Origin of the sequence: Frankia sp. AgB1.9 (assembly GCF_016786355.1) — a bacterium.
In the GTDB taxonomy this organism is placed as follows: domain Bacteria; phylum Actinomycetota; class Actinomycetes; order Frankiales; family Frankiaceae; genus Pseudofrankia.
Window position 1 is genome coordinate 8197 of sequence record NZ_JADWYX010000039.1, and the last position, 20642, is coordinate 28838.

The window sequence follows — 20642 nt, forward strand, 5'->3', positions numbered from 1 at the left end:
GGGGGGGGCCGCGGGGGGCGGGCCCCCCCGGGGGGGGGCGCCCCGGGCGGGGGCCCCCCCCCCCGACGGTCACCAGCGGCGGGAGCCCCTGGTTCACTGGGGCTCCAGCTCCCGCCTCTGCTGGCCTCAGGCGCGGACGAGCGTGATGGGTCGACCAACGGGGCTGTTGACGGTGCTCAGGACGCGTGCGATGACTTCGCGGTAGATCGGGTTCGCGGCCCGGACCGGTGGCGTTTCGGCGATGAGGCCGAGGTCGCGTACGTACTGCAGATCGTCGCTGACGGGGTCCTCGGCGGGCTCGGTGCCAGCAAGGACCGGTCCGATGATCGCTTTGACCCGTGGCTCGTTGAGCTTGTCGGTCAGTGAGTCCAGATGAGTGGCCCGGGCGCGGATGAGTCGTTCCTTGGCCTGTTCCATGTGATCGGGCGTGATGGGCGTAGAGGCGGGCACCGCCATCTCATCGATGATCTCCGCCGCGAGAGCGTTGACCAGCCAGGGCTGTCCAGCCGTCAACGTGAAGGCGTGCTCCACCGACTGAGGGGTGAACTCCTGGCCGGTCGCCGCGGTGTGCTGCCCGTACAGGTTCCGTACGTCCTCGATCGTGAAGTCCTTGAGCCGCAGCGACTTGACGATGATGTTGAACGGGCTTGGGCCGCCGAGACGATTCGGGTTGCCGCCCGACGCGGTCTTATAGTCGCGAAGGTCCCGCAGGCCGCACAGGGCTACGGAGGCTGGGAAGTCGCCTGGGCGTTGGCTGAAGTTTGCTCGTAGCTGGCCAAGCACGCTCACCAGCGTCGGCCCCTGAAGCGCGTCGATCTCGTCGAAGAACAGGACGAGTGGAAGCGGGCAGGCCCGCGCCCAGGCCGCCAGTGCTGCCGTGAGCAAGCCTCCGGCCGACGCCTCGGGCCAGGGCGGCGGCTGGAGGCCTTGGGGGAGCTTCGTCCGCGCGACCGTGCGGATCTGATCGAGAAGCGCCCGGGTCGCCGCGCCGACATCGTCGCCTTGCGCCCGCGCCGCCTCGCAGGAGAAGTGCATGGCCGCGTATTGACCTGCCTTGGTCAGCTCATCGGCCAGCGCGAGCAGCGTCGTCGTCTTACCTGTCTGCCGCGGTGCGTGCACGACGAAGTAGCCGTCCCGCGCCACCAGCCGGGGGACCTCAGGCAGCCGCGCCGACGCCGCGATCATGTAGTGCTTCTCGGGCACGCACGGCCCAGCCGTGTTGAACCAGCGAGCCACTCCTTCACCACCTTCGCAGCCGGAGGCACGAGCGGATCACCAATGTACGGGCGGCGGCTGCAGATCACGGCGGGGCAGGACTGCTCCAGTGTCCGAAGACCAGCGCGCGGGCGTCGAGGTCGCGCCGTGGCCGTGACTTGGCCGCGAAAGTCGTGAGACGCTGGCTAGGCTCGCCGTGAAGGATCAAGCTGGTTTCGCGTGCTCTGGGAGGTGCGTCATCACCGCGGAGATGATCGCTCCGGCCTGGATGCACCAGCAGATCACGGCGGAGCAGTACGACTCGTGGTCCGAGGAGCAGTGCGCGGGCATCGAGGTCGTGGACGGGATGGTCGTCGTGGTCCCCAGCGCGTCGAGGCGGCACAACCGCCTGGCCAAGACGGTGGCGATCGCCTTGGAGGCGGCTGGCGCTCCGGACTGGTTCGCGGATCTGGATTTCGACGTCCGGCTCCAGGACGTACCGCTGATCAACCGCCGTCCCGACGTCATCGTGTACCGGGCGAGCACGATCGACATCATGCCGGCTCGTCCTGAGCACATTCTGCTGGTCGTAGAGATTGTCTCTCCAGGCTCCGAGACCACCGACCGGCTCGTCAAGGTGCAGGAGTACGCCCGAGCCGGGATCGCGTACTACTGGCGCATAGAACAGCCTGTCGGCGGTGTCCCGCTGGTCTACACCCACGTCCTCGACCCGGCGACCAGGACGTATCGGGACGGCGAGATCCACGCCGGGGTCGTCACGGTGACGGCGCCGTTCGCCGTGAAGGTCGATCTCACGCAGGTCTGAGCTCGTCGTCCGGCTCCGGGGCCGCTCGCCCGCTGGGCTGGGCCCTACACGGGGCTTCTCGACACGGGCGTCGGTCACAGTCGTGGTAGGCCATCGGGGGCGGGCGGTACCTGCCGTTCGGTGAGATGTCGCGAAGGCGACGAGTGTTCCCACCAGCCGGTTCTCTGATCGTCCCGGCGATGTGGTGCGCTAATGGCATGGCTGACAACCTGATCTTCCGTCTCCCACCGAGTTTCGAGACCGTCGAGGAGGAGCGCCAGCACCGCAAGGAGCGGCTCGCGGCGGCGTTCCGCATCTTCGGCTGGTTCGGCTACGAGGAGGGTGTCGCCGGGCACATCACGGCCCGCGACCCCGAGCTGACCGACCACTTCTGGGTCAACCCGTTCGGCATCCCGTTCTCGCACATCCGGGTCAGCGACCTGATCCTGGTCAACACGAAGGGCGAGACCGTCGAGGGCCGGTACCCGGCGAACCCGACGGCGTTCGCGATCCACTCGCAGGTCCACCAGGCCCGCCCGGACGTGATCACGGCGGCGCACAGCCACGCCGTCCACGGGCGGGCGCTGTCCACGATCGGCCAGCTGATCGAGCCGATCACCCAGGACGCCTGCGCGTTCTACGAGGACCACGGCCTGTTCCCCGGGTTCGGCGGAGTCGTCCTCGACGTCGACGAGGGCAAGCGGATCGCCGCGGCGCTCGGCGACTACAAGGCGGTCATCCTGGCGAACCACGGCCTGCTGACCGTGGCGGACAGCGTGGACGCCGCGGCGTACTGGTTCATCGCGGCGGAGCGGTCGGCGCAGGTGCAGCTGCTGGCGAAGGCCGCCGGCACGGTCTCGCACATTCCGCACGAGGAGGCCAAGCTGACCTGTCAGCTCAACGGCAACCCGCTGACCGGCTGGCTGAACTTCCAGCCGCTCTACGACCGGATCGTCCGCCGGGAGCCTGACCTGCTCGACTGAGCGGGCGCGCGCACGGCCCTCGCCGACGAGGGCCGTGAGGTGGCCAGATGGCATCCCTTCCCCTACGTCACACCACCGGAACCCACGAACGCTGGAACGGTGGGAAAACTCGTGGCCGCGACCGCGACGGCGGACCACTGGGTAGGACAACGTGAACCCGAGGCTGTGCGTCTGTCCTTGTGGCGGCCCCCTGGGCCGGCGGTGGCGCGATCGATGATCTGATCGCGCCCGCCGCCCGGGGCTGGCCCCGGCGCGACGCGGAGGAAATCACGACAGGGAGCCGGGGGAGCCGGGGTGGCGGGTCGGCGCAAGGAATATCGGACCTGGGAGGAGCTCAGCGGCTCCGAACGGCGCCGGGGGCTGGTGATCCTCGGCGGTGCCGGGATCGTCGTCGTCGGCGCGGTCGTGTGGGTGTTCGGCCCGACCGGTGGTGGGAGCCCGACCGGCGCGCCGCGGCCGGTGCTGGCCGCCGGCGTCGCGGGTGCGCCCCAGGCCGCGGGCTCACCGCCGGCCGTCGGCGCGACGTCGCCGGCGCCCGATCTCACCGGCTGGTACGCGGCGATCGCGGGTCCGCGCGGAGACGTCACGTCGGCGGAGGCGGCCGTCCGCAAGGCGATCGCCGATCTCGACGGGATGGCGCTGCAGCCGGCCTGTGTGCTGCTCGACTCGCGGGCCGTCGACGCGCAGCATGCCGGTGACACGCCGGACGGAGACGCGGGCCAGGCCTGGACGACGGGCCTGGCTGACTACCAGCAGGCGGCACGCTGGTGCGCCCAGTTGTTCGACGGGACGCAGCTGCCCCCGGAGACGCTGCGAACCAACACGACCACCGCGCTCGACTCGGCGGACACCGCCTGGGCGTCCGTCGGCTCCGCCTCCGCGGCACCGGTCGACGCCGCAGGGACCGTCGCGGCGGGCTCCGTCCCCGCCGGGCTGGCCGCCGCCTCTCCGGCTGGGTAGCCCCGCCCGCGGGTGAGCGATCTGGCCAGGCGGCCACCCGACCGCCTGGCCATTCCGGGTCGCCTGGCCGTTCGGGCCGCCTGGGGTTGCCAGGCGGCCCGCCAGTCAGGACGTCGGCGTCGACTCCGGCTTCGGGGTGGTGGAAGCCTTCGCCGTGGCCGCGAGGGTGGCGTCGGGCGGGGTGGTCGCGCCACCGAACGGGTTGTGCAGGCTCGGGCCGATCGTGATCCCGGGCAGCAGCGACGTCGAGGTGGGCGACGGCGTCGCGCCGGTGCCGTCGGTCGGCGTCGCGGAGCCGCTTGGCCGGATGATCGGGCCGTTGGCACGGTCGAGCAGGGTGACCGCGGGGTTGGCGGCCGTCAGGGTGGCCTGCACCGGGGCGAACAGGAACGACGACTGCGGCAGGTAGTCGGCGTCGAGGAAGAACGCCCGCTCGATCGACTCGATCTGCACCTTTGCCTTGGTGTCCCGGCCCGCGCCGACCACCCGGACCGCCCGGATCTGCTCGATGTCGTCCGCGACGCTGCCCGGCGGCAGCGCGATCGCGGTCGCGGCGGGCTCGTCACGGCGCAGCGACCACTTGGCCACCCCGAGGTCCGACCGGTAGATCGTCGGGTTGCCGGCGAGCTTGATCCCGATGGTCACCCCGACCCAGGCGTTGTCCGTGTTCGGCGTCGTGCCCTGGGTGGACTTGCGCAGCACGAGGTAGAGGTAGGAACGCGGGTCGCCGGCGGACTTGGTCGGGTTGGCCGACGGGTCGTCCAGCGGGTCCTCGGCGGTCTTGCCCTCGCGGATCAGCTCCTGCGACATCATCCAGTACGTCCACGGATTGTCATCCATGATCGACTCTGGAGCCTCGTTCTCCGGGTCGATGTTGTCGAGCACGGACAGCGTGTAGCGCATCTGGCCGTCCGTCTTCCCGCACACGTCGTTCGTCAGCCCGCACGTCTGGATCACCGGGCGGGTGCCCTCGAAGCCGCCCGTGTACGGCACGGTCGAGCCGTCCTGGCCGCGCACCATGGCGCTGCCCGGGACGGCCTTGCCGGTGGCGTCGACCTCGACCTGGTAGACCCAGTTGATCTCGGCGCTGCGGCCCCACTGGGCCAGCATCTCCGGCACGGACGGGGCGCCGTCCTCGTCCGAGTAGACGACCGAGTACCGATAGATCGTGTTTCCGGGCGTCGTCGACTGGGTCTCGGTGTGGAACGCGACCATCGGCGTGTCGGTGACCGCGGTCTGGAACGGGCCGTTGAGGTCGGCCGTCGCCCCCTGGCCGCTGCGGCCGTAGACGATCGGCGCGAACTGCGAGGCGGTGTATCCGGCGTCGGTCGCGCCGAGAGTGCTGAACTTCAGATCGGTGACGTTCGCGGTCTTGGTGCCGCTAGGCGAGCGGTCGTCGTCGAACTTCACGTTCAGGGTGTGGCTGCCGGCCGTCAGGTCGCCCAGGTCGATGCTGCGCGACGCGGTGAACTTCGTCGCGATGACGACATCGGAGGCGTACTTGCCGTCGACGGAGAGCGACAGGACCGCGGACTCGCTGCCCATCGTCCCCCAGGAGGCCTCGGGCGAGGCGGTCTTCATGGTCAGGATGACGTCGCCGCCGGCCGAGGAGAACGGGACCGTCGCCTGCTGGCCGCGGGTGACAGACAGGCCGACCGGCCCGGTCGGCTTCGCCTTGTGGCCGCCGCAGGCGGCGACGGTGAACGCCAGCGCGCCGACCGCGAGACCGGCGCCGAGGTGCCGGAAGGTGACGCCGGTTCGGGGCGCCGACCGGCCCGTCCCGCTCGCCTTCCGGCCGGGAAGTCCGCCTTGATCGGCGAAGCCCCGGGCCGCGCCCAGATCGGTCGCACCGATCCGGGAGGTCTGCTGGGAGGTCTGCGCCGGTGTGCCGGTCACTCGTTCCGCCTTCCGCCTCCGTGGCCTGTGCGCACCGCGCTCCGTGCCTGCGCGCCGAGCGGTCCCGCCCGCGCGCCGGGCGCTTCCGGCCGGCCGTGATGGGTGCCCGGCTCGCGTCGGGCGTCGGTGCCCGTGCGGACCGCGGTTAGTGGCGCTTCGGGTCTGTCGCCCCAGCACCTCATCCTGGACTGTCCGAATCGGACGCCTTCAGCCGGCTCCTGGTCGACTGTCCGGTCAGTCGCGAATGCCGTCGTCCGAGGCCGGGGCGGGCCTGGAAGACCGAATGCCCGGCCTGCCTGGTGGCCCGTCGTGCCAGAACTGCCGCACAGCGTCCTGATTTCCCGTCGACCTGTTACCGGGTTGGTGCGCCAGTCGCTCTCCGGTGGTTGTCCACGGCTGTTCGTAGTCCGGGGGTTTCCGCGCCGACGGGGCCGCCGGCGCGGACGATGGAGGGACCTCGCCGGAGGTGGCCGGTCCGGGTCGCCGGCGTGATCCACTGGGCAGCGGGTGCGGGCGACGACACGGGTTTGATCAGCTTCGAGACACCGGGAGCGGTATTGGGCGCGGACAAGGCGGATAAGGCGGACGAGGCTGCCGGGACGCCGACCCGGCTGTCGAAGGCGGACGCCGACGAGGAGCTCGCCCGGCTGCAGATCGAGCTGGTCCGGATGCAGGAGTGGATCGTGCATTCCGGGCAGCGGGTCGTGGTGGTCCTGGAAGGCCGGGACACGGCGGGCAAGGGCGGCACCATCAAGCGGATCACCGAGCGGCTCAACCCGCGGCACTACCGGGTCGTCGCGCTCACGACGCCGACCGACCGGGAACGTGGCCAGTGGTACTTCCAGCGCTACGTCACGCACCTGCCCGCCGCCGGCGAGATCGTGTTCTTCGACCGCAGCTGGTACAACCGCGCCGGCGTCGAGCACGTCATGGGTTTCTGCACGGACGCGGAGTACGAGGACTTCCTGCGTACCTGCCCGCAGCTGGAGCGGGCGTGGGTCCGGTCCGGGATCCTGCTGCTCAAGTACTGGCTGTCGGTCAGCGACGAGGAGCAGGACCGTCGGTTCCACGCCCGGATGAAGGATCCCGCCAAGCGCTGGAAGCTCTCAGAGATGGATCTTGAGGCGCGCGCCCACTGGGTCGACTACGCCGAGGCGAAGGACGAGATGTTCGCCTACACCGACCTGCGGGACACGCCGTGGTTCGTGGTGGACGCCGACGACAAGCGGACCGCGCGGCTGAACCTCATCGCCCACCTGCTCTCGCGGGTGCCCTACGAGGAGGTGCCGCGCCCGCCGGTGCGCCTGCCGCCGCGTCAGCAGCGGGCCTACAAACGCCCGCCCATTGACAGCCAGACCTGGGTTCCCCAGCGCTACACGGTGGACTGAGCCAGGCCCGGCTGAACCAAGCCCGGCTTAGCCAGGCCCGACCAGCAGTTCCGTTGACCAGGCAAGTCCCGGACGAGGGGGTGTGGCGGTGCGCAAGTACGTCATCATGGGAGTTCAGGGCAGCGGTAAGGGAACGCAGGCGCGGTTGCTCGCGGCCGACCTGGACCTGGTCCACCTCAACGTCGGCGACATCTTTCGCTGGAACGTGCAGAACCACACCAAGATCGGTGCCCAGGTGCGGCGCGCCGTCGACAGCGGGCACCTGGTCGACGACGAGCTGGTCGAGCGGGTCGTCCGGGAACGGCTCACCAACCACGACTGGAACTACGGCTTCGTCGTCGACGGATTTCCGCGCAACGCGCGGCAGGCCGAGTTCTTTCTGGAGAGCTACGACATCGACGGCGTCATCTACCTCGACCTGACCGACGACGAGGTGGTGCGCCGGGTGTTGGCCCGGCGGCTGTGCTCCCGGTGCGGGCTGGACTACAACCTGATCGCCAGCCGGCCGAAGGTGCCCGACGTCTGCGACGTGTGCGGGGGAGCGTTGGTGGCCCGGCCGGACGACAACCCGGAGGCCCTCGCGGTGCGGCTGCGCGAGTACCACGGCAAGACGCGGCCGGTGCTGGAGATCTTCCAGCGCAAGGAGTACGTGGCCGTCGTCGACGCGAGTCAGTCGGTACCGGCGGTGAACGCCGAGATCCGGGAAAGGCTGCGGCTGCCGCCGGCCGGCGTTACCAGCTGAAGCCGCTGGACGCCACGTTCCGGGCCCGGTGCGGGGGCGAGCCCGCTGCCGACCGGAGGCCGCCGTCGGTGACTTTCAGTGATTCTCGCGCTGCTATGTCCCCAATTCGGGCACTATGCGTGATTAAAGCGCCTACGGCAGGATCGAGAGCTTCAAATCATTGAGCGATTTGATTAGTCAACGGTCCCTTGGGCCTGAATCTAAGGACCTTAGTCCCTGGTGAATCGGTTGACGATGCGTAGAGCTAACGCATTTCAACCGTAAAGTTTGCCCACAGTGTCTGGCGAACGGTGTGGATCGGGCCGACGGGCGGTACCTTCCCTCTCGTGTCGGTGACGAACAACGCAGTGGTCAGCGCCGCGCTCGGCTATGTGGAAGCCAACCCGGCCGAACTCGAAGCGGTCCGTGACCTCGTGATCCTGTCCCTGCTCGGCCCGCGTATCACCTTGCGTAACACGCTCCCGGCACACCTCGCCTGTCGCGCGGTCGTGGTCACTCCCGACTGGCAGCTGCTGCAGGTGGATGACGTGTTGCGGTCCAGCTGGCTGCTTCCTGGTGGACACGTCGCCGAAGAGGACTCCTCGCTCCTCGGGTCGACGCTTCGCCAGTTGCAGTGCCTCACCGGGATCGATCCCGACGCACTGCGGCCTGAGTCGACGTTGCCGCTGGACGTCGACGCTGTCCCCGTCGAGCCGGTGCCGGCGCTCACCGAGCCGGAGCACGTCCACTACGAGTTCCGCTACCTCCTGCACCTGCCCAGCCGGGACTTCGTCGCCGCGGCTGCGGGGCTGCGCTGGGTCCCGGTGGACGACGTTCCTGGAAGACTGGGAACCAAGCTCCGGCGCAGCTCACGGAGCGCGCCCGCGCTGCGATAGCCGCGGGTGCCCCGGCGCGCTTGCCCGGCCGAAGCGGAGGTCCACACGATGGCGCACGACGACCCGGCGGACGGCGGCCCGGCAGGTGGGGCCACGGCAGACGGGGGCAGGGCCGGACGGAAGCGCGCCAGGGCCGAGTCGTTCGGCCTGGTCGTCGAGTCGTCGGCCCCGGCGGATTCCGTGTTCGCCCTGCTGGCCGACGGCGGGGGCTGGGCGGCGTGGGCCGGGCCGCTGGTGCCCCGATCCCGCTGGTACCGCACCGGAGACCCGGCGCCAGGTGGTGTCGGAGCCATCCGCGAGCTCGGGCTGCGTCCGGTCCTGAGCCGCGAGGAGATCCTCGAGTACGTGCCGCCGCGGCGGATCGTGTACACGATCGTCTCGGGCATTCCGGTCGACGGCTACCGGGGGACGGTCGACCTCGACCCGCTGCCCGGCGGTGGCACCCGGATCACGTGGCGGTCATCGTTCGTCCCGACGTACCGGGGCACCGGCCCGGCGCTGCGACTGTTGGGCGCCACGATCGTCCGGTCGATCGCTCGCCACCTGGCCCGCGCCGCGCTCACCCACCCGACTGCCCCCGCCCCCGGAACGAGCCTCGAGGGCTGATCTCTCGCGAGCTAGCCGGAACGGGGTCGGATGGTCGATCAGTTCTGTTAAGAATCAGTACTGCGCCGGCCTGACATTCGGCCCGTTACGGTTAGGTTTACAGCGATTGAAATCGCGCTCCGGCCAATGATTACCACGTAACGTGACAAATATTTTTGGAAACCGTAACACCGTGCAAACATCAATGCAGGAACAACGGCCGTACAAACGGGGGCATGGCGCTTTCGCGTGGCCGTTCGGGCTGTTCTCACCGCATCCGTAGACCTCGGCGTAGCCGGGCCCCGCAGATCGTTCTTACGGTCGGTACCGGGATCACCTTTACCGCGGTGGTTCTCGCGTCCGGCGCTACCGCCGCCTCGGCTGGGTCCAGCGCGACCCCGGCGACCGCCGTGCCCTCGATCAGCTCGCTCGTGGCGTCCCCGGCGTCCTCGGCGACGCTGCCCGCCCCGGCACTGACCACCTCAGCTCCGACCGTGGCGACCCAGCCCACCGCCACCAGCCCGCTCCCGTTGGCCACAGCCACGACGGCCGCGACGTTCACCACCGCGCTGACCGCGGAATGGCGGTCCTACCTCGCCGGCCGACCAGGCTCCATCAGTGTTGCCCTCTATGACGAGAACACCGATCAGACCGTCTACGTCACGAAGAACCGGCGCACCGGCTGGGAGACGGCCAGCACGGTGAAGCTCGACATTCTCGCCGACCTCCTCTCGAAGACCGGCACGACCGGGACGCTGCCCGCATCACAGCTGGCCCGGGCCAAGCCCATGATTTCTGTGAGCGACAACAACGCGGCCAGCGCGCTCTGGCGGACCGCCGGCGGGACGGCCGGGATGAACGCCTTCTACCGCGGTCTGGGAATGAGCTCGACCACCGCGGGGTCCGGCGGCTACTGGGGTCTGACCGAGACGACCGCGCTCGACCAGCTCAAGGTGCTGCGCGCCGTCTCCTACCCGGGCCCGTACCTCTCGGCGAACGCCAGGTCCACGGCTACCAGCCTGCTGAACACGGTGATCCCGGCGCAGCGGTGGGGCCTGACCGCGGGCGTCCCAGCCAGCGTCTCGGTCCAGCTCAAGAACGGCTGGCTGCCGCACGGCCCGGGATGGGTGGTCAACAGCCTCGCCCACGTGCACGGCGCCGGCAAGGACTACGTCATGGCCGTCTACACCCGCGACAGCGCCACCGAGCAGACCGGCATCAACACCATCGCCGGTCTTTCGCGGATCGCGTGGTCAACCGTGCCGACCGGCCGCTGACCCCACGGACTCTCACCTTAGGTCAATATTCCGACGCCGAGAGTCGCGGCAGTAAGGGCCCGACCAGCGCCACAAGGATCTGCGTGGCATTGTGTGATCCCGGATCTCGCAGGTGAGGCTGGGGAGGGCACATGGTCGGCACCCCGAAAGGGCCGGCGACGGAGGCCGACGGGGATGTCGACGAGGTCGCCGATGGGGTTGTCGACGCGCCGGAGACGGAGCCGGACGCCTCGTCCGGCGAGGCGCGGCATCGGTCGAAGTTGCTGCGGCCGGGACAGATTCGGCCATCCGAACTGGTCCTCGCCGTGGTCATGGCTGCCCTGCTCGTGGCCGCGACCCTGGTGGGGGCGAGGGTCAGCAGCGGGCACAAGGAGAAGGCGCCCGTCGCCGCCGCGACGACGTCGGTCCGCGCCGCCGAACCCATTGCCCAGATCGCCGGGGACGCGGTACTCAACTGTTCGCTGCTGACGGGCCTCACCGGCTGGCAGGCGTCATCCGACACCGGGCACGTCCAGCTGACGCGGGTGAGCGGACCATCTTTACCGGCGGGTCTCCCGACCGCCGCGGACGTCGTGTCGTCTGGCCCCACCGGGAAATGGGCGATGGTTCTGATCGCGCTGCGCGAGCCCGCGGCGTACTTCCAGGTCGGCAGTACCTACCGGATGCAGCTCTGGGTGCGCGACGTGACCGGGTCGGGCGCGAACCTGATCCTCGTGCTCGCCAACCAGAACTACCGCGCCCGGCCGACCACGGCGAGCATGGGCGCGGCGCACAAGGACACCGACTGGCACCTGGTCTCCCGAACGTTCATCGCGACCGCCCCGGGTGGCGAGGACACCGGTCTATACGTGCAGCTGCCCTCTGACCAGGCTTTCCATTACCAGCTGACGGGCGCGAGCGTGGTCCCGGCCGTCGTTCCGGCGGTGCCTCGGGTCGATGGTCCGCCGGCCCAGGTCGTCTCCTTCGACGGTCCCGCGGGCAGCCCGCCGAACCCGGCGCAGTGGAACCGGGAGGTCGGTGGGAACGGCTGGGGGAACGGAGAGCTGGAGACCTACACGAGAAGCGTCTCCAACGCCCAGCAGGACGGCGCCGGGCATCTCGTGATCACCGCTCGGCGGGAGACCAAGACTGGCCCGGACGGTATTCGCAGGGATTACACGAGTGCCCGGATCAACACCCAGGGGAAGGTCGTCGTCCAGCCTGGGTCCTATGTGGAGTCGACGATCGACGTCCCGGTCGGCGACGGTGTCTGGTCGGCCTTCTGGCTCATCGGAAGCAACTTTCCGCAGGTCGGCTGGCCGGCGTCGGGTGAGCTGAACGTGATGGAGGTCGCGGGCGCGGGCACGACCTGGGTGCACACGGCCGCCCACATGGCGGCGGTGGGAGACCCACGGCAGCTGGAGGAGTTCGGGTGGGGCGACGCCGGCGGGTCCACCGACCTGGGCCCGGACCTTCGCGCTCGCCCGCATTCGTACGGCGTGTATTTCGACGGCCAGACCGTCCGGTTCTACATCGATCGCAAGGAGCACATGACGGTCTGGGCGCAGGACGCCCAGACCGCCGGCTGGGACTGGCCGTTCGGCAAGCCCGAGAGCCTCGTCCTGAACATCGCGGTCGGAGCCGGTGACCCGACGAACACGACCTTCCCGCAGACCATGACCGTCGGCCCGATCTCGATCTGGCAGGGTGGTACGCCGTTCTAGGCCAGCGCGCCGGTGTCGAGGCGGCTGACCCGGTGCCTGACGGGCCCGGGGTCAGCCGCTGAAGCGGGCCACCGCCCGCATCTTGTTCATGGCGTCGAGGGCCGCCACCTTGTAGGACTCGGACAGGGTGGGGTAGTTGAAGACGCTGTCGACGAGGTAGTCGATGGTGCCGCCACAGCCCATCAGGGTCTGGCCGATGTGCACGATCTCGGTGGCGCCGGTGCCGAACACGTGGACGCCGAGCAGCTTGCGGTCGTCGGGGCAGACCAGCAGCTTGAGCATGCCGTACGAGTCTCCGACGATCTGGCCGCGGGCGAGCTCACGGTAGCGCGCGATGCCGACCTCGAAGGGCACCGACGCCTCGGTCAGCTCGTCCTCGGTCTTCCCGACGTACGAGATCTCGGGAATGGTGTAGATCCCGATCGGCATCAGCTCGGCGCGCATCGCGTGCACCTCCTCGCCGCAGGCGGAGTAGGCGGCGAGGCGGCCCTGCTCCATCGACGTCGCGGCGAGCGCGGGGAACCCGATGACGTCGCCGACGGCGTAGATGTGGTCGACCTCGGTGCGGAAGTCCGAACCGACCTTGATACGGCCGCGGTTGTCGGCGGCCAGGCCGGCCTTGTCGAGACCGAGGCCATCCGTCAGCCCCTGGCGTCCGGCGGAGTACATCACCGTGTCGGCCGGGATCTTCTTGCCGCTTTCGAGAAGCGTGAGAGTTCCACCGTTGTGCCGTTCCACCGAGACGACCGACTCGCGGAACCGGAATGTGACGGCGAGGTCGCGCAGGTGGTATTTCAGCGCCTCGACGATCTCCAGGTCGCAGAAGTCAAGCATCCGGTCGCGGCGTTCGACGACCGTCACCTTCGTGCCGAGCGCCGCGAACATCGACGCGTACTCGATACCGATGACGCCGGCGCCGACGACGACCATCGAACCGGGCAGCTTGTCGAGGTTGAGGATCTGGTCGCTGTCGACGACGGTCCGCCCGTCGAAGTCGACCGTGTCCGGCCGCGCCGGCTTGGTCCCGGTCGCGATGATGACCTTTTCCGCGGTGACGTGCCTGGCGTCGATACCGTCGGCGCTGGTGATGGAAAGCGTGTGCGGGTCGATGAACGCCGCCGTGCCGGTGAGGATCGACACGTGGTTGCGGCTCAGCTGGCTGCGGATAACGTCGATCTCGCGGCTGATCACGTGCTGTGTGCGGGTCGTCAGGTCCCCGACGGTGATGTCGTCCTTGACCCGGTAGCTCTGCCCGTACATCTCCCGCTGAGAGAGCCCGGTGAGATAGAGCACGGCCTCACGCAGCGTCTTCGAGGGGATCGTCCCGGTGTTGATGCAGACGCCGCCTATCATGTCGCGGCGGTCGACGATCGCGACCCGGCGCCCGAGCTTGGCGGCGGCGATCGCCGCCTTCTGGCCACCCGGCCCGGACCCGATGACCAGCACGTCGTAGTCGTACACGCGGGCTCCCCCTGTTGCCGAACACCAGGTTGCTGTGCGCCAGGTTGTTGCGCGCCAGCGACCCGCTCCCGGGTCATTCGATCGCAGACCTGCAAACAGAGGGTATCTGGATGGACAAGGGGCAAAGTACCCGCTGCCAGTATTGTTACCGCGTCTTTCCGCGACGGTTCCAACGGCGACACTATCGGTCAGCCGTTCGAGCGCTCGATCCGCCGCAGGCCGTGGACGAATGCCCCAGACGGGTGCGGGAGACCGCAAACGGTACAGTGATCACATGATGCCAGTGTGTGTTCGCGGCGGCGGGACGAGAGTTTCGGACCGGGGTCGCGACCGGCGTCGCGCGATGGTTCTCGCGACCGTCGCGGTCTGCGTCGGCCTGCTCGGCTGCTCCCAGACCTCGCAGAAGCCCACGGCGCCCCAAGCCCTGGGCGGTGACCACGGACTGGCCGCGACCGAGACCGCGCCAGGAGCGACCTCGTCCGCCACCGTGACCCCCTCGCCGTCGGTGTCGGCCAGCGCGTCGAGCACTCAGCCCGTCGTCAGCGCGACACCGTCACCGGTCGCGCCGCCGGCCGCCGTGGCTCCGGCGAGCCGCGCTCCGGTCCCGGCCAGCAGGCCAGCCGCCGCGCCCGCGCCGCCGGCGGGAAGCGCGGACGGCTGGGGCAGCCCGGCGCAGGTCGAGACGTTCGACGGCACCGCGCTCACCGCGTCGCACTGGTACATCTACGACTCGCCGGACGCGCGCGCCTACCCCCGGGAGGCCAGCAGGAGCGTCGTCTCGGGCGGCCAGCTGCGGCTTACCGGCGGCGTCGACTCCGCCGGCCGCGATGTGTCCGGCGGGGTGGCTTCGACCTTCAACCAGCTGTACGGCCGCTGGGAGGCGACCTTCCGGGTTGACCGGGGAAAGGGCTACTCGGCCGTCGTCCTGCTCTGGCCCCGCAGCGAGAACTGGCCGACCGACGGTGAGATCGACGCCATCGAGGTATGGGACGGCGGTCGCCAGTCGGGTGGCGTGAACATCCACAACGGGTCCGCGAACAACGTGGTCGGTGGCGGGATCTCGGCTGACTTCACCCAGTGGCACACCATCGCCGTCGAATGGCTGCCGCAACGGATCACTGTGCTACTCGACGGCACGCCGCGTTACACGCTGAACCGGCCGTCCTCCGGCTTCGACCCGATCCCGTCCACCTCGCCGATGCATCTGGCGCTTCAGCTCGACAAGGGTTGTGTGGCGACGCTGCCCTGTCGGGACGCGTCCACGCCGCAGTGGGTGACGATGTACGTCGACCAGGTACGGATCTGGACGGCCCCGCCGGCCCTGCTGGGCTGAGAGAAGGCCGCCCTCGGAGACGCCAGGCGGGCCGCCGGAGAGGCCCAGGCAGGCGGGCGAAGAGCGGGCGGGAGCAGTCGGGCGGGCGGCGACACCCCGCGAGGGTGTCGCCGCCGACCGTGCCACAGCGGAATCGCCGTGGCGTCGCCGACCTCGGGCCGACCGCGGCCGCGTCGGCTGCGGCTGGTCGGCCTCGGTGTGGTCGACTACGGATGCGTCATCGACAGGACGTCCAGCGCGGCGTCGAGCTGCTCGACCGTCAGCTTGCCGTCCTCGACGTAGCCGCGCTCCAGCACGACCTCGCGGATCGTCTTCTCCTGCGCGAGGGACAGCTTGGCGACCTTCGCCGCCTCCTCGTAGCCGATGTACTTGTTCAGCGGCGTGACGATCGACGGCGAGGACTCGGCGTACCGGCGGCAGCGCTCGACGTTGGCCTCGACGCCGTCGACGCAGCGGTCCGCGAACAGCCGGCTGATCGTCGACAGGATGTGGATCGACTCCAGCAGGTTGCGGGCGATCACCGGCAGCATGACGTTCAGCTCGAAGTTGCCGGCCGAGCCACCGAAGGCGACCGCTGCGTCGTTGCCCACGACCTGCGCGACCACCTGGCAGACCGCCTCGGGAATGACGGGGTTCACCTTGCCCGGCATGATCGAGGAACCAGGCTGCAGGTCCGGCAGGTGGATCTCGCCCAGTCCGGCGCGCGGCCCGGACGAGGCCCAGCGCAGGTCATTGGAGATCTTGTACAGCGAGATCGCGATCACCCGCAGCACCCCGGACGCCTCGACGAGCCCGTCCCGGGATGCCTGGGCCTCGAAGTGGTTGCGCGCCTCGGTCAGCGGCAGGCCGGTGCTGGCCGCGAGCTCCGAGATCACGGTCGCCGAGAAGCCGGGCGGGGTGTTGATCCCGGTACCGACCGCGGTGCCACCGAGCGGAAGCTCGCCGATCCGGGGCAGTGCCGCGTTCAGCCGCTCGATCCCGAGCGTCACCGCCGCGGCGTAGCCGCCGAACTCCTGGCCGAGCGTCACCGGCGTCGCGTCCATCAGATGCGTACGGCCGGACTTGACCACGTCCGCGAACTGCTCGCTCTTGCGCGACAGCGACGCGGCCAGGTGCTCCAGCGCCGGGATCAGCTCGGTGACGATGCCCTGCGTCGCGGCGATGTGGATCGACGAGGGGAACACGTCGTTCGACGACTGCGAGCAGTTCACGTGGTCGTTCGGGTGCACCGCCCGGCCGAGCCGCTCGGTCGCCAGCGTCGCGATGACCTCGTTCGTGTTCATGTTCGACGACGTCCCGCTGCCCGTCTGGAACACGTCCAGCGGGAACTGGTCGTCCCAGTCGCCCCGGGCGACCTCGGCGGCGGCGGAGGCGATCGCCTCGGCGATCTCACCGTCCAGCACCCCGAGCTTGGCGTTCACGGTCGCGGCCGCGGCCTTGATCCGAGCAAGGGCCTGGATGTGCGCGCGGGAGATCCGCATTCCGGATACCGGGAAGTTCTCGACCGCGCGCTGGGTCTGCGCCCGCCACTTCGCGCTGGCCGGGACCCGGACGTCCCCCATGCTGTCGTGCTCGATCCGGTACTCCTGCTCGGTCATGTCCCGCTACTCCTCGTCCTGGACCGGCGCGTCGTCCTGATGATGCTGCCACCGGTCATCTTCGATCAGGCGGGTGCCGGCGCGCACGGGCTCCCGAACCGGCTCGCCCGGCCGCGCCGACGACAAAGGCCGCGCACCAGGCGCGGCCCTTGTGTGTTGCAGAGTCTTCCGCTCGCTCAGCTGGTCGCGGCGCTTTCCTTCATGCGGCGCATGTCACGGCGCAGCTCCGGCGGAAGCGCGAAGAGCAGGTGCTCCTCGGCGGAGGTGACTTCCTCCACATCGTTGAAGCCGTGCTCCGCGAGCCAGGACATCAGCTCGGTGACCAGCTCCTCCGGCACGGAGGCACCGCTGGTGACGCCGACGGTCTCGACGCCCTGAAGCCACGCGTCGTTGACCTGCTCGCGGTTGTCGACCAGGTAGGCAGCCGGCGCGCCGGCATCCAGGGCGACCTCGACGAGGCGGACGGAGTTCGACGAGTTCGGCGAGCCGACCACCAGGATCAGGTCGACCGCGTTCGCGATCTCCTTCACCGCCACCTGGCGGTTCTGGGTCGCGTAGCAGATGTCCGAGTTCGGCGGCCCGGTCAGATGCGGGAACCGCTCGCGCAGCGCATCGACCGTCGTCATCGTCTCGTCGACGGACAGCGTCGTCTGCGAGAGGTAGGCGACCCGCTTCGGGTCACGCACCTTCACGTCCGCCGCGTCCTCCGGGCCGTCCACCAGGTGGATGCGGTCCGGCGCCTGCCCGGTGGTCCCGACTACCTCCTCATGGCCCTCATGGCCGATGAGCAGGATGTCGTAGTCCTCCCGGGCGAACCGGCGCGCTTCGGAGTGCACCTTGGTCACCAGCGGGCAGGTGGCATCGATCGTCCGCAGCTTTCGCTCAGACGCCTCCTCGTGCACGGTGGGTGCTACCCCATGCGCGGAGAACACGACGGTGGCACCGTGCGGCACCTCTTCCGTCTCCTCGACGAAGATCGCGCCCTTCGCTTCCAACGTCTTGACGACGTGGGCGTTGTGCACGATCTGCTTACGCACGTATACCGGAACGCCATACAGCTCCAGTGCCTTCTCCACGGTCTGAACCGCTCGATCGACACCGGCGCAGTAGCCGCGCGGCTTGGCCAAAAGGACCCGCCCCATGTCTCGGCAGTCTACGCGGCACTGGCCCGGCGGGAAGACCGGCCGCCGATGCGTCACGCGTTGCCGCGATCCGTCCCACACAGCGTTGGTCCCGACCGCCTAACGTGCAGGGGTGACCTTGACCTCGACGCCCGAACAGCCGCTGCCTGTGCGGACGGTGTCGCGCGCGCTCGGGGACTGGATCAACCGGCTGGGCCGGATCTGGGTCGAGGGCCAGGTCACGGAGATCTCCCGGCGGCCGGGGATGAGCACCGCCTTCCTGACGCTGCGCGACCCGGTGGCGGACGTCTCACTGCGGCTCACCTGCCCCAGGACGGTCCTCGACGCCGTCGGCCCGGCGCTGACCGACGGCGCCCGGGTCATCGTCTGGGGCAAGCCGTCCTTTCACCCCGGGCGGGGCACGTTGGCCCTGCAGGTCTTCGAGATCCGCCCGGTCGGGGTCGGCGCGCTGCTCGCCCGGCTGGAGGCGTTGCGCCAGCTGCTCGCGGCCGAGGGGCTGTTCGCCGCGTCCCGCAAGCGCCGGCCGCCGTTCCTGCCCGGCGCGGTCGGCCTGATCACGGGCCGGGCCAGCGCCGCCGAACGCGACGTGGTCGAGAACGCCCGCCGCCGCTGGCCGGCGGTCCGGATCGTCACCCGCGAGGTCGCGGTGCAGGGGCCTCTGGCGGCCGGCCAGGTCATCGACGCGCTGCGCGAGCTGGACGCCGACCGGGAGGTCGAGGTCATCGTGATCGCGCGCGGGGGCGGCTCCCTGGAGGACCTGCTGCCGTTCTCCGACGAGGCGCTGCTGCGCGCGGTCGCCGCGGCCCGGACCCCCGTGGTGTCGGCGATCGGACACGAGCAGGACAGCCCCCTGCTCGACTACGTCGCCGACGTCCGCGCCTCCACGCCGACCGACGCGGCCAAGAAAGTCGTCCCCGACGTAGGGGAGCAGGCCGCGCTGGTCGCCCAGCTGCGCGGGCGGGCCCGCCGCGTCGTCGAGCACCGGCTCGACCGCGAGACCCGGGCGCTGACCGACCTGCGTGGCCGGCCCGCGCTGGCTGCCCCGCTGCGCGATCTCGACCGCCGCTCCGAGGCGGTGGAGGCCCTGACCCGGCGCGCCTTCCGGTGCGTCACGCACGCGGTCGACGTCGCCGGGCGGGATGTGGCGCACGCGGCCGCCCGGCTGCGGGCGCTGTCGCCGGCCGCGACGCTCGATCGCGGCTACGCCCTCGTCCAGGACGGTTCCAGCGGGGCGGTGATCCGCGACCCGGCGGACCTGACCGCCCACCAGACGCTGCAGGTCCGGGTCGCGCGGGGCTCGTTCGCCGCGACGGTGGCGGACCCGCTGCCGTTCCAGCCGCCGCCAGACGCCGCACCCGCCGCCGCCGATGAGCCTCCAGTGACCGCGGACTCCACAAGCCCGGCCGGCTGACCTGTCCGACCAGCCGCCACGGCCCACCGCCTGACCTGCCCGACCGGCTGCCGGGGCCGACCAGTTGACCCAGCCGGACTGCCAGCCAGACCCAACCAGTTGACCGCCCCAAGCTCCGGGAGCCCTTCCATGACCGAGCCGACCGCGACGCGGCCAGCGCCTCCCACCTATGAGGCCGCCCGCGCCGAGCTGGAGGACGTGGTGCGCCGGCTCGAGGCCGGCGGGATCACCCTGGAGGAGTCGCTCGCGCTCTGGGAACGCGGCGAGGCGCTGGCCCGAACCTGCCAGGACCTCCTCGACGGGGCCCGCGCCCGCATCGCCGCCGCCCAGGCCGACCCGGCTGCCGGACCCGCCGGCAACTGACAAGCCGCCCGCGCGGCTTCGGGGGTGCTGGTCGAGGCCTCCCCAGCCCACCGGCGGCAGCCAGGCGCTTCCCTGGCTTGATCGCCGTTTTGGCCCTCACATGGTCACAAAACCGTCGCGGACACAACCACGCGAGGGCCAAAACAGCGATCTTGCCGGTCTCGGGACGAGGCCAACCGTCAGCTGCGGCAGCAGTTCTCAGGTGTCAGGACGTGGTGGCCGGGACCGGGCGCAGCGAGGCGGCGAGGGCTTCGAGGTCGGCCCGGTCGGCACCACCGGCACCGGCACCGTCGTCGACGATGATCGTGGCCGCCCCGACGACGCGGGTGAGGGCCAGGTGTCCGTCGTCGTCCGGGCGCAGCTCCCAGGGCTGCCCGCCGAGCGTCGTCGTGCCGGTCACCGGCCGGTTGCCGAGTACCTGTTGCACGGCGTTCGGGTCGTTCGTGACCTCGTACCTGGCGAATGTCTGGTCGTTCTTGCGGTCGATCACGTAGCCGATGGTCAGCATGGCCTGGTGCGCCTGGCCAGCGACCGAGCCGGGCACCTGCATCCGCAACGAGGTCGGCTTCCAGAGGCTCTGGCCGAGACCGGTTGGCGCGAGCACCGGATAGGGCGCCTGTCGGGCGAACGACTGCACGGAGGTGGTCGCGTCGGAGACCACCTTGACCTGCTGACCGTTGCCCCTCGGCATCACGAAGAGGAAGAACAGGAGCACACCCGCCATCACCACGGCAAGCGAGAGCACCATGTCTCGGACGGTCTCCTGACCACGCGCACGTGCCACACCCCCATCATCCCGGTCACGCCGCCGCGAGGCGGACGGGGGAGCGTGGCGCCCGCCACGCACCGAACGTGGACGCAACCTTTCGGGGTCCCTCGGCGTCTGAAGCGGAGCGGGGGCGACCGTCACGCGGAGGGGGCGTGAC

19 protein-coding genes are annotated in these 20642 nt (G+C 70.2%); 12 read left to right on the forward strand and 7 right to left on the reverse strand.

What is annotated here, in order from left to right; genetic code table 11:
- Window positions 1–126: 126 nt before the first annotated feature.
- Complete coding sequence (locus I6A60_RS17395; RefSeq protein ID WP_203025374.1) at window positions 127–1236, reverse strand: AAA family ATPase; 1110 nt, start codon at window positions 1234–1236, stop codon at window positions 127–129.
- 229 nt (window positions 1237–1465) lie between these two features.
- On the opposite strand from I6A60_RS17395, the gene I6A60_RS17400 reads away from it, so the two are divergent.
- The 3 genes from I6A60_RS17400 to I6A60_RS17410 all read left to right on the forward strand — a co-directional run bounded on the left by I6A60_RS17400 (window position 1466) and on the right by I6A60_RS17410 (window position 3942).
- A complete protein-coding gene (locus tag I6A60_RS17400; protein ID WP_203025375.1) occupies window positions 1466–2020 on the forward strand; it encodes a Uma2 family endonuclease in 555 nt (184 codons plus the stop codon).
- Between the two features lie 197 nt (window positions 2021–2217).
- Window positions 2218–2982, forward strand: a complete 765-nt coding sequence (locus I6A60_RS17405; RefSeq protein WP_238435640.1) for a class II aldolase/adducin family protein — start codon at window positions 2218–2220, stop codon at window positions 2980–2982.
- Between the two features lie 294 nt (window positions 2983–3276).
- Complete coding sequence (locus I6A60_RS17410; RefSeq protein ID WP_203025377.1) at window positions 3277–3942, forward strand: hypothetical protein; 666 nt, start codon at window positions 3277–3279, stop codon at window positions 3940–3942.
- A 105-nt stretch (window positions 3943–4047) separates the two neighbouring features.
- On the opposite strand, the gene I6A60_RS17415 is transcribed toward I6A60_RS17410, so the two are convergent.
- Entirely contained in the window at window positions 4048–5838 is a 1791-nt protein-coding gene (locus I6A60_RS17415; protein WP_203025378.1) for a hypothetical protein, read from the reverse strand.
- A 557-nt stretch (window positions 5839–6395) separates the two neighbouring features.
- On the opposite strand from I6A60_RS17415, the gene ppk2 reads away from it, so the two are divergent.
- The 4 genes from ppk2 (at window position 6396) to I6A60_RS17435 (ending at window position 9449) form a co-directional block, all read left to right on the forward strand.
- On the forward strand, window positions 6396–7226 hold the full coding sequence (ppk2, locus tag I6A60_RS17420; RefSeq protein ID WP_203025385.1) for a polyphosphate kinase 2: 831 nt from the start codon (window positions 6396–6398) through the stop codon (window positions 7224–7226).
- An 88-nt stretch (window positions 7227–7314) separates the two neighbouring features.
- The gene (locus I6A60_RS17425) at window positions 7315–7968 is read left to right on the forward strand and encodes a nucleoside monophosphate kinase (protein WP_203025386.1); all 654 of its coding nucleotides are present in this window, start codon (window positions 7315–7317) and stop codon (window positions 7966–7968) included.
- Window positions 7969–8300: 332 nt separating this feature from the next.
- Complete coding sequence (locus tag I6A60_RS17430) at window positions 8301–8843, forward strand: NUDIX hydrolase (protein ID WP_238435641.1); 543 nt, start codon at window positions 8301–8303, stop codon at window positions 8841–8843.
- 48 nt (window positions 8844–8891) lie between these two features.
- Window positions 8892–9449 carry an SRPBCC family protein gene (locus I6A60_RS17435; RefSeq protein ID WP_203025380.1) on the forward strand — a complete coding sequence of 186 codons (558 nt, stop codon included), beginning with the start codon at window positions 8892–8894 and terminating at the stop codon, window positions 9447–9449.
- Window positions 9450–9696: 247 nt separating this feature from the next.
- Here the strand turns inward: I6A60_RS17435 and I6A60_RS41760 are convergent, their stop codons facing one another.
- Window positions 9697–9909, reverse strand: a complete 213-nt coding sequence (locus tag I6A60_RS41760; protein WP_238435642.1) for a hypothetical protein — start codon at window positions 9907–9909, stop codon at window positions 9697–9699.
- A 13-nt stretch (window positions 9910–9922) separates the two neighbouring features.
- On the opposite strand from I6A60_RS41760, the gene I6A60_RS17440 reads away from it, so the two are divergent.
- Together I6A60_RS17440 and I6A60_RS17445 are read left to right on the forward strand one after the other, a co-directional pair.
- Complete coding sequence (locus I6A60_RS17440; protein ID WP_307873734.1) at window positions 9923–10705, forward strand: serine hydrolase; 783 nt, start codon at window positions 9923–9925, stop codon at window positions 10703–10705.
- Window positions 10706–10836: 131 nt separating this feature from the next.
- On the forward strand, window positions 10837–12408 hold the full coding sequence (locus tag I6A60_RS17445) for a family 16 glycosylhydrolase (RefSeq protein ID WP_203025382.1): 1572 nt from the start codon (window positions 10837–10839) through the stop codon (window positions 12406–12408).
- A gap of 51 nt (window positions 12409–12459) precedes the next feature.
- On the opposite strand, the gene sthA is transcribed toward I6A60_RS17445, so the two are convergent.
- Complete coding sequence (gene sthA, locus I6A60_RS17450) at window positions 12460–13869, reverse strand: Si-specific NAD(P)(+) transhydrogenase (RefSeq protein ID WP_203025383.1); 1410 nt, start codon at window positions 13867–13869, stop codon at window positions 12460–12462.
- Between the two features lie 343 nt (window positions 13870–14212).
- Here sthA and I6A60_RS17455 point away from each other — a divergent pair, with 343 nt between their 5' ends.
- Window positions 14213–15202 (forward strand): glycoside hydrolase family 16 protein, encoded by a 990-nt coding sequence (locus tag I6A60_RS17455; RefSeq protein ID WP_203025384.1) that lies wholly within the window; start codon window positions 14213–14215, stop codon window positions 15200–15202.
- Window positions 15203–15408: 206 nt separating this feature from the next.
- Here I6A60_RS17455 and I6A60_RS17460 read toward each other — a convergent pair whose 3' ends face one another.
- Together I6A60_RS17460 and I6A60_RS17465 are read right to left on the reverse strand one after the other, a co-directional pair.
- Entirely contained in the window at window positions 15409–16800 is a 1392-nt protein-coding gene (locus I6A60_RS17460; protein WP_203016187.1) for a class II fumarate hydratase, read from the reverse strand.
- A gap of 176 nt (window positions 16801–16976) precedes the next feature.
- Window positions 16977–17942, reverse strand: a complete 966-nt coding sequence (locus I6A60_RS17465) for a 4-hydroxy-3-methylbut-2-enyl diphosphate reductase (RefSeq protein ID WP_203016185.1) — start codon at window positions 17940–17942, stop codon at window positions 16977–16979.
- Window positions 17943–18054: 112 nt separating this feature from the next.
- Here I6A60_RS17465 and xseA point away from each other — a divergent pair, with 112 nt between their 5' ends.
- Both xseA and I6A60_RS17475 read left to right on the forward strand, forming a co-directional pair.
- On the forward strand, window positions 18055–19353 hold the full coding sequence (gene xseA / locus I6A60_RS17470) for an exodeoxyribonuclease VII large subunit (RefSeq protein WP_307873735.1): 1299 nt from the start codon (window positions 18055–18057) through the stop codon (window positions 19351–19353).
- A 129-nt stretch (window positions 19354–19482) separates the two neighbouring features.
- Window positions 19483–19716 (forward strand): exodeoxyribonuclease VII small subunit, encoded by a 234-nt coding sequence (locus I6A60_RS17475; protein WP_203016183.1) that lies wholly within the window; start codon window positions 19483–19485, stop codon window positions 19714–19716.
- 205 nt (window positions 19717–19921) lie between these two features.
- On the opposite strand, the gene I6A60_RS17480 is transcribed toward I6A60_RS17475, so the two are convergent.
- Window positions 19922–20500 (reverse strand): DUF4245 domain-containing protein, encoded by a 579-nt coding sequence (locus I6A60_RS17480; protein ID WP_203016181.1) that lies wholly within the window; start codon window positions 20498–20500, stop codon window positions 19922–19924.
- Between the last annotated feature and the right edge of the window lie 142 nt (window positions 20501–20642).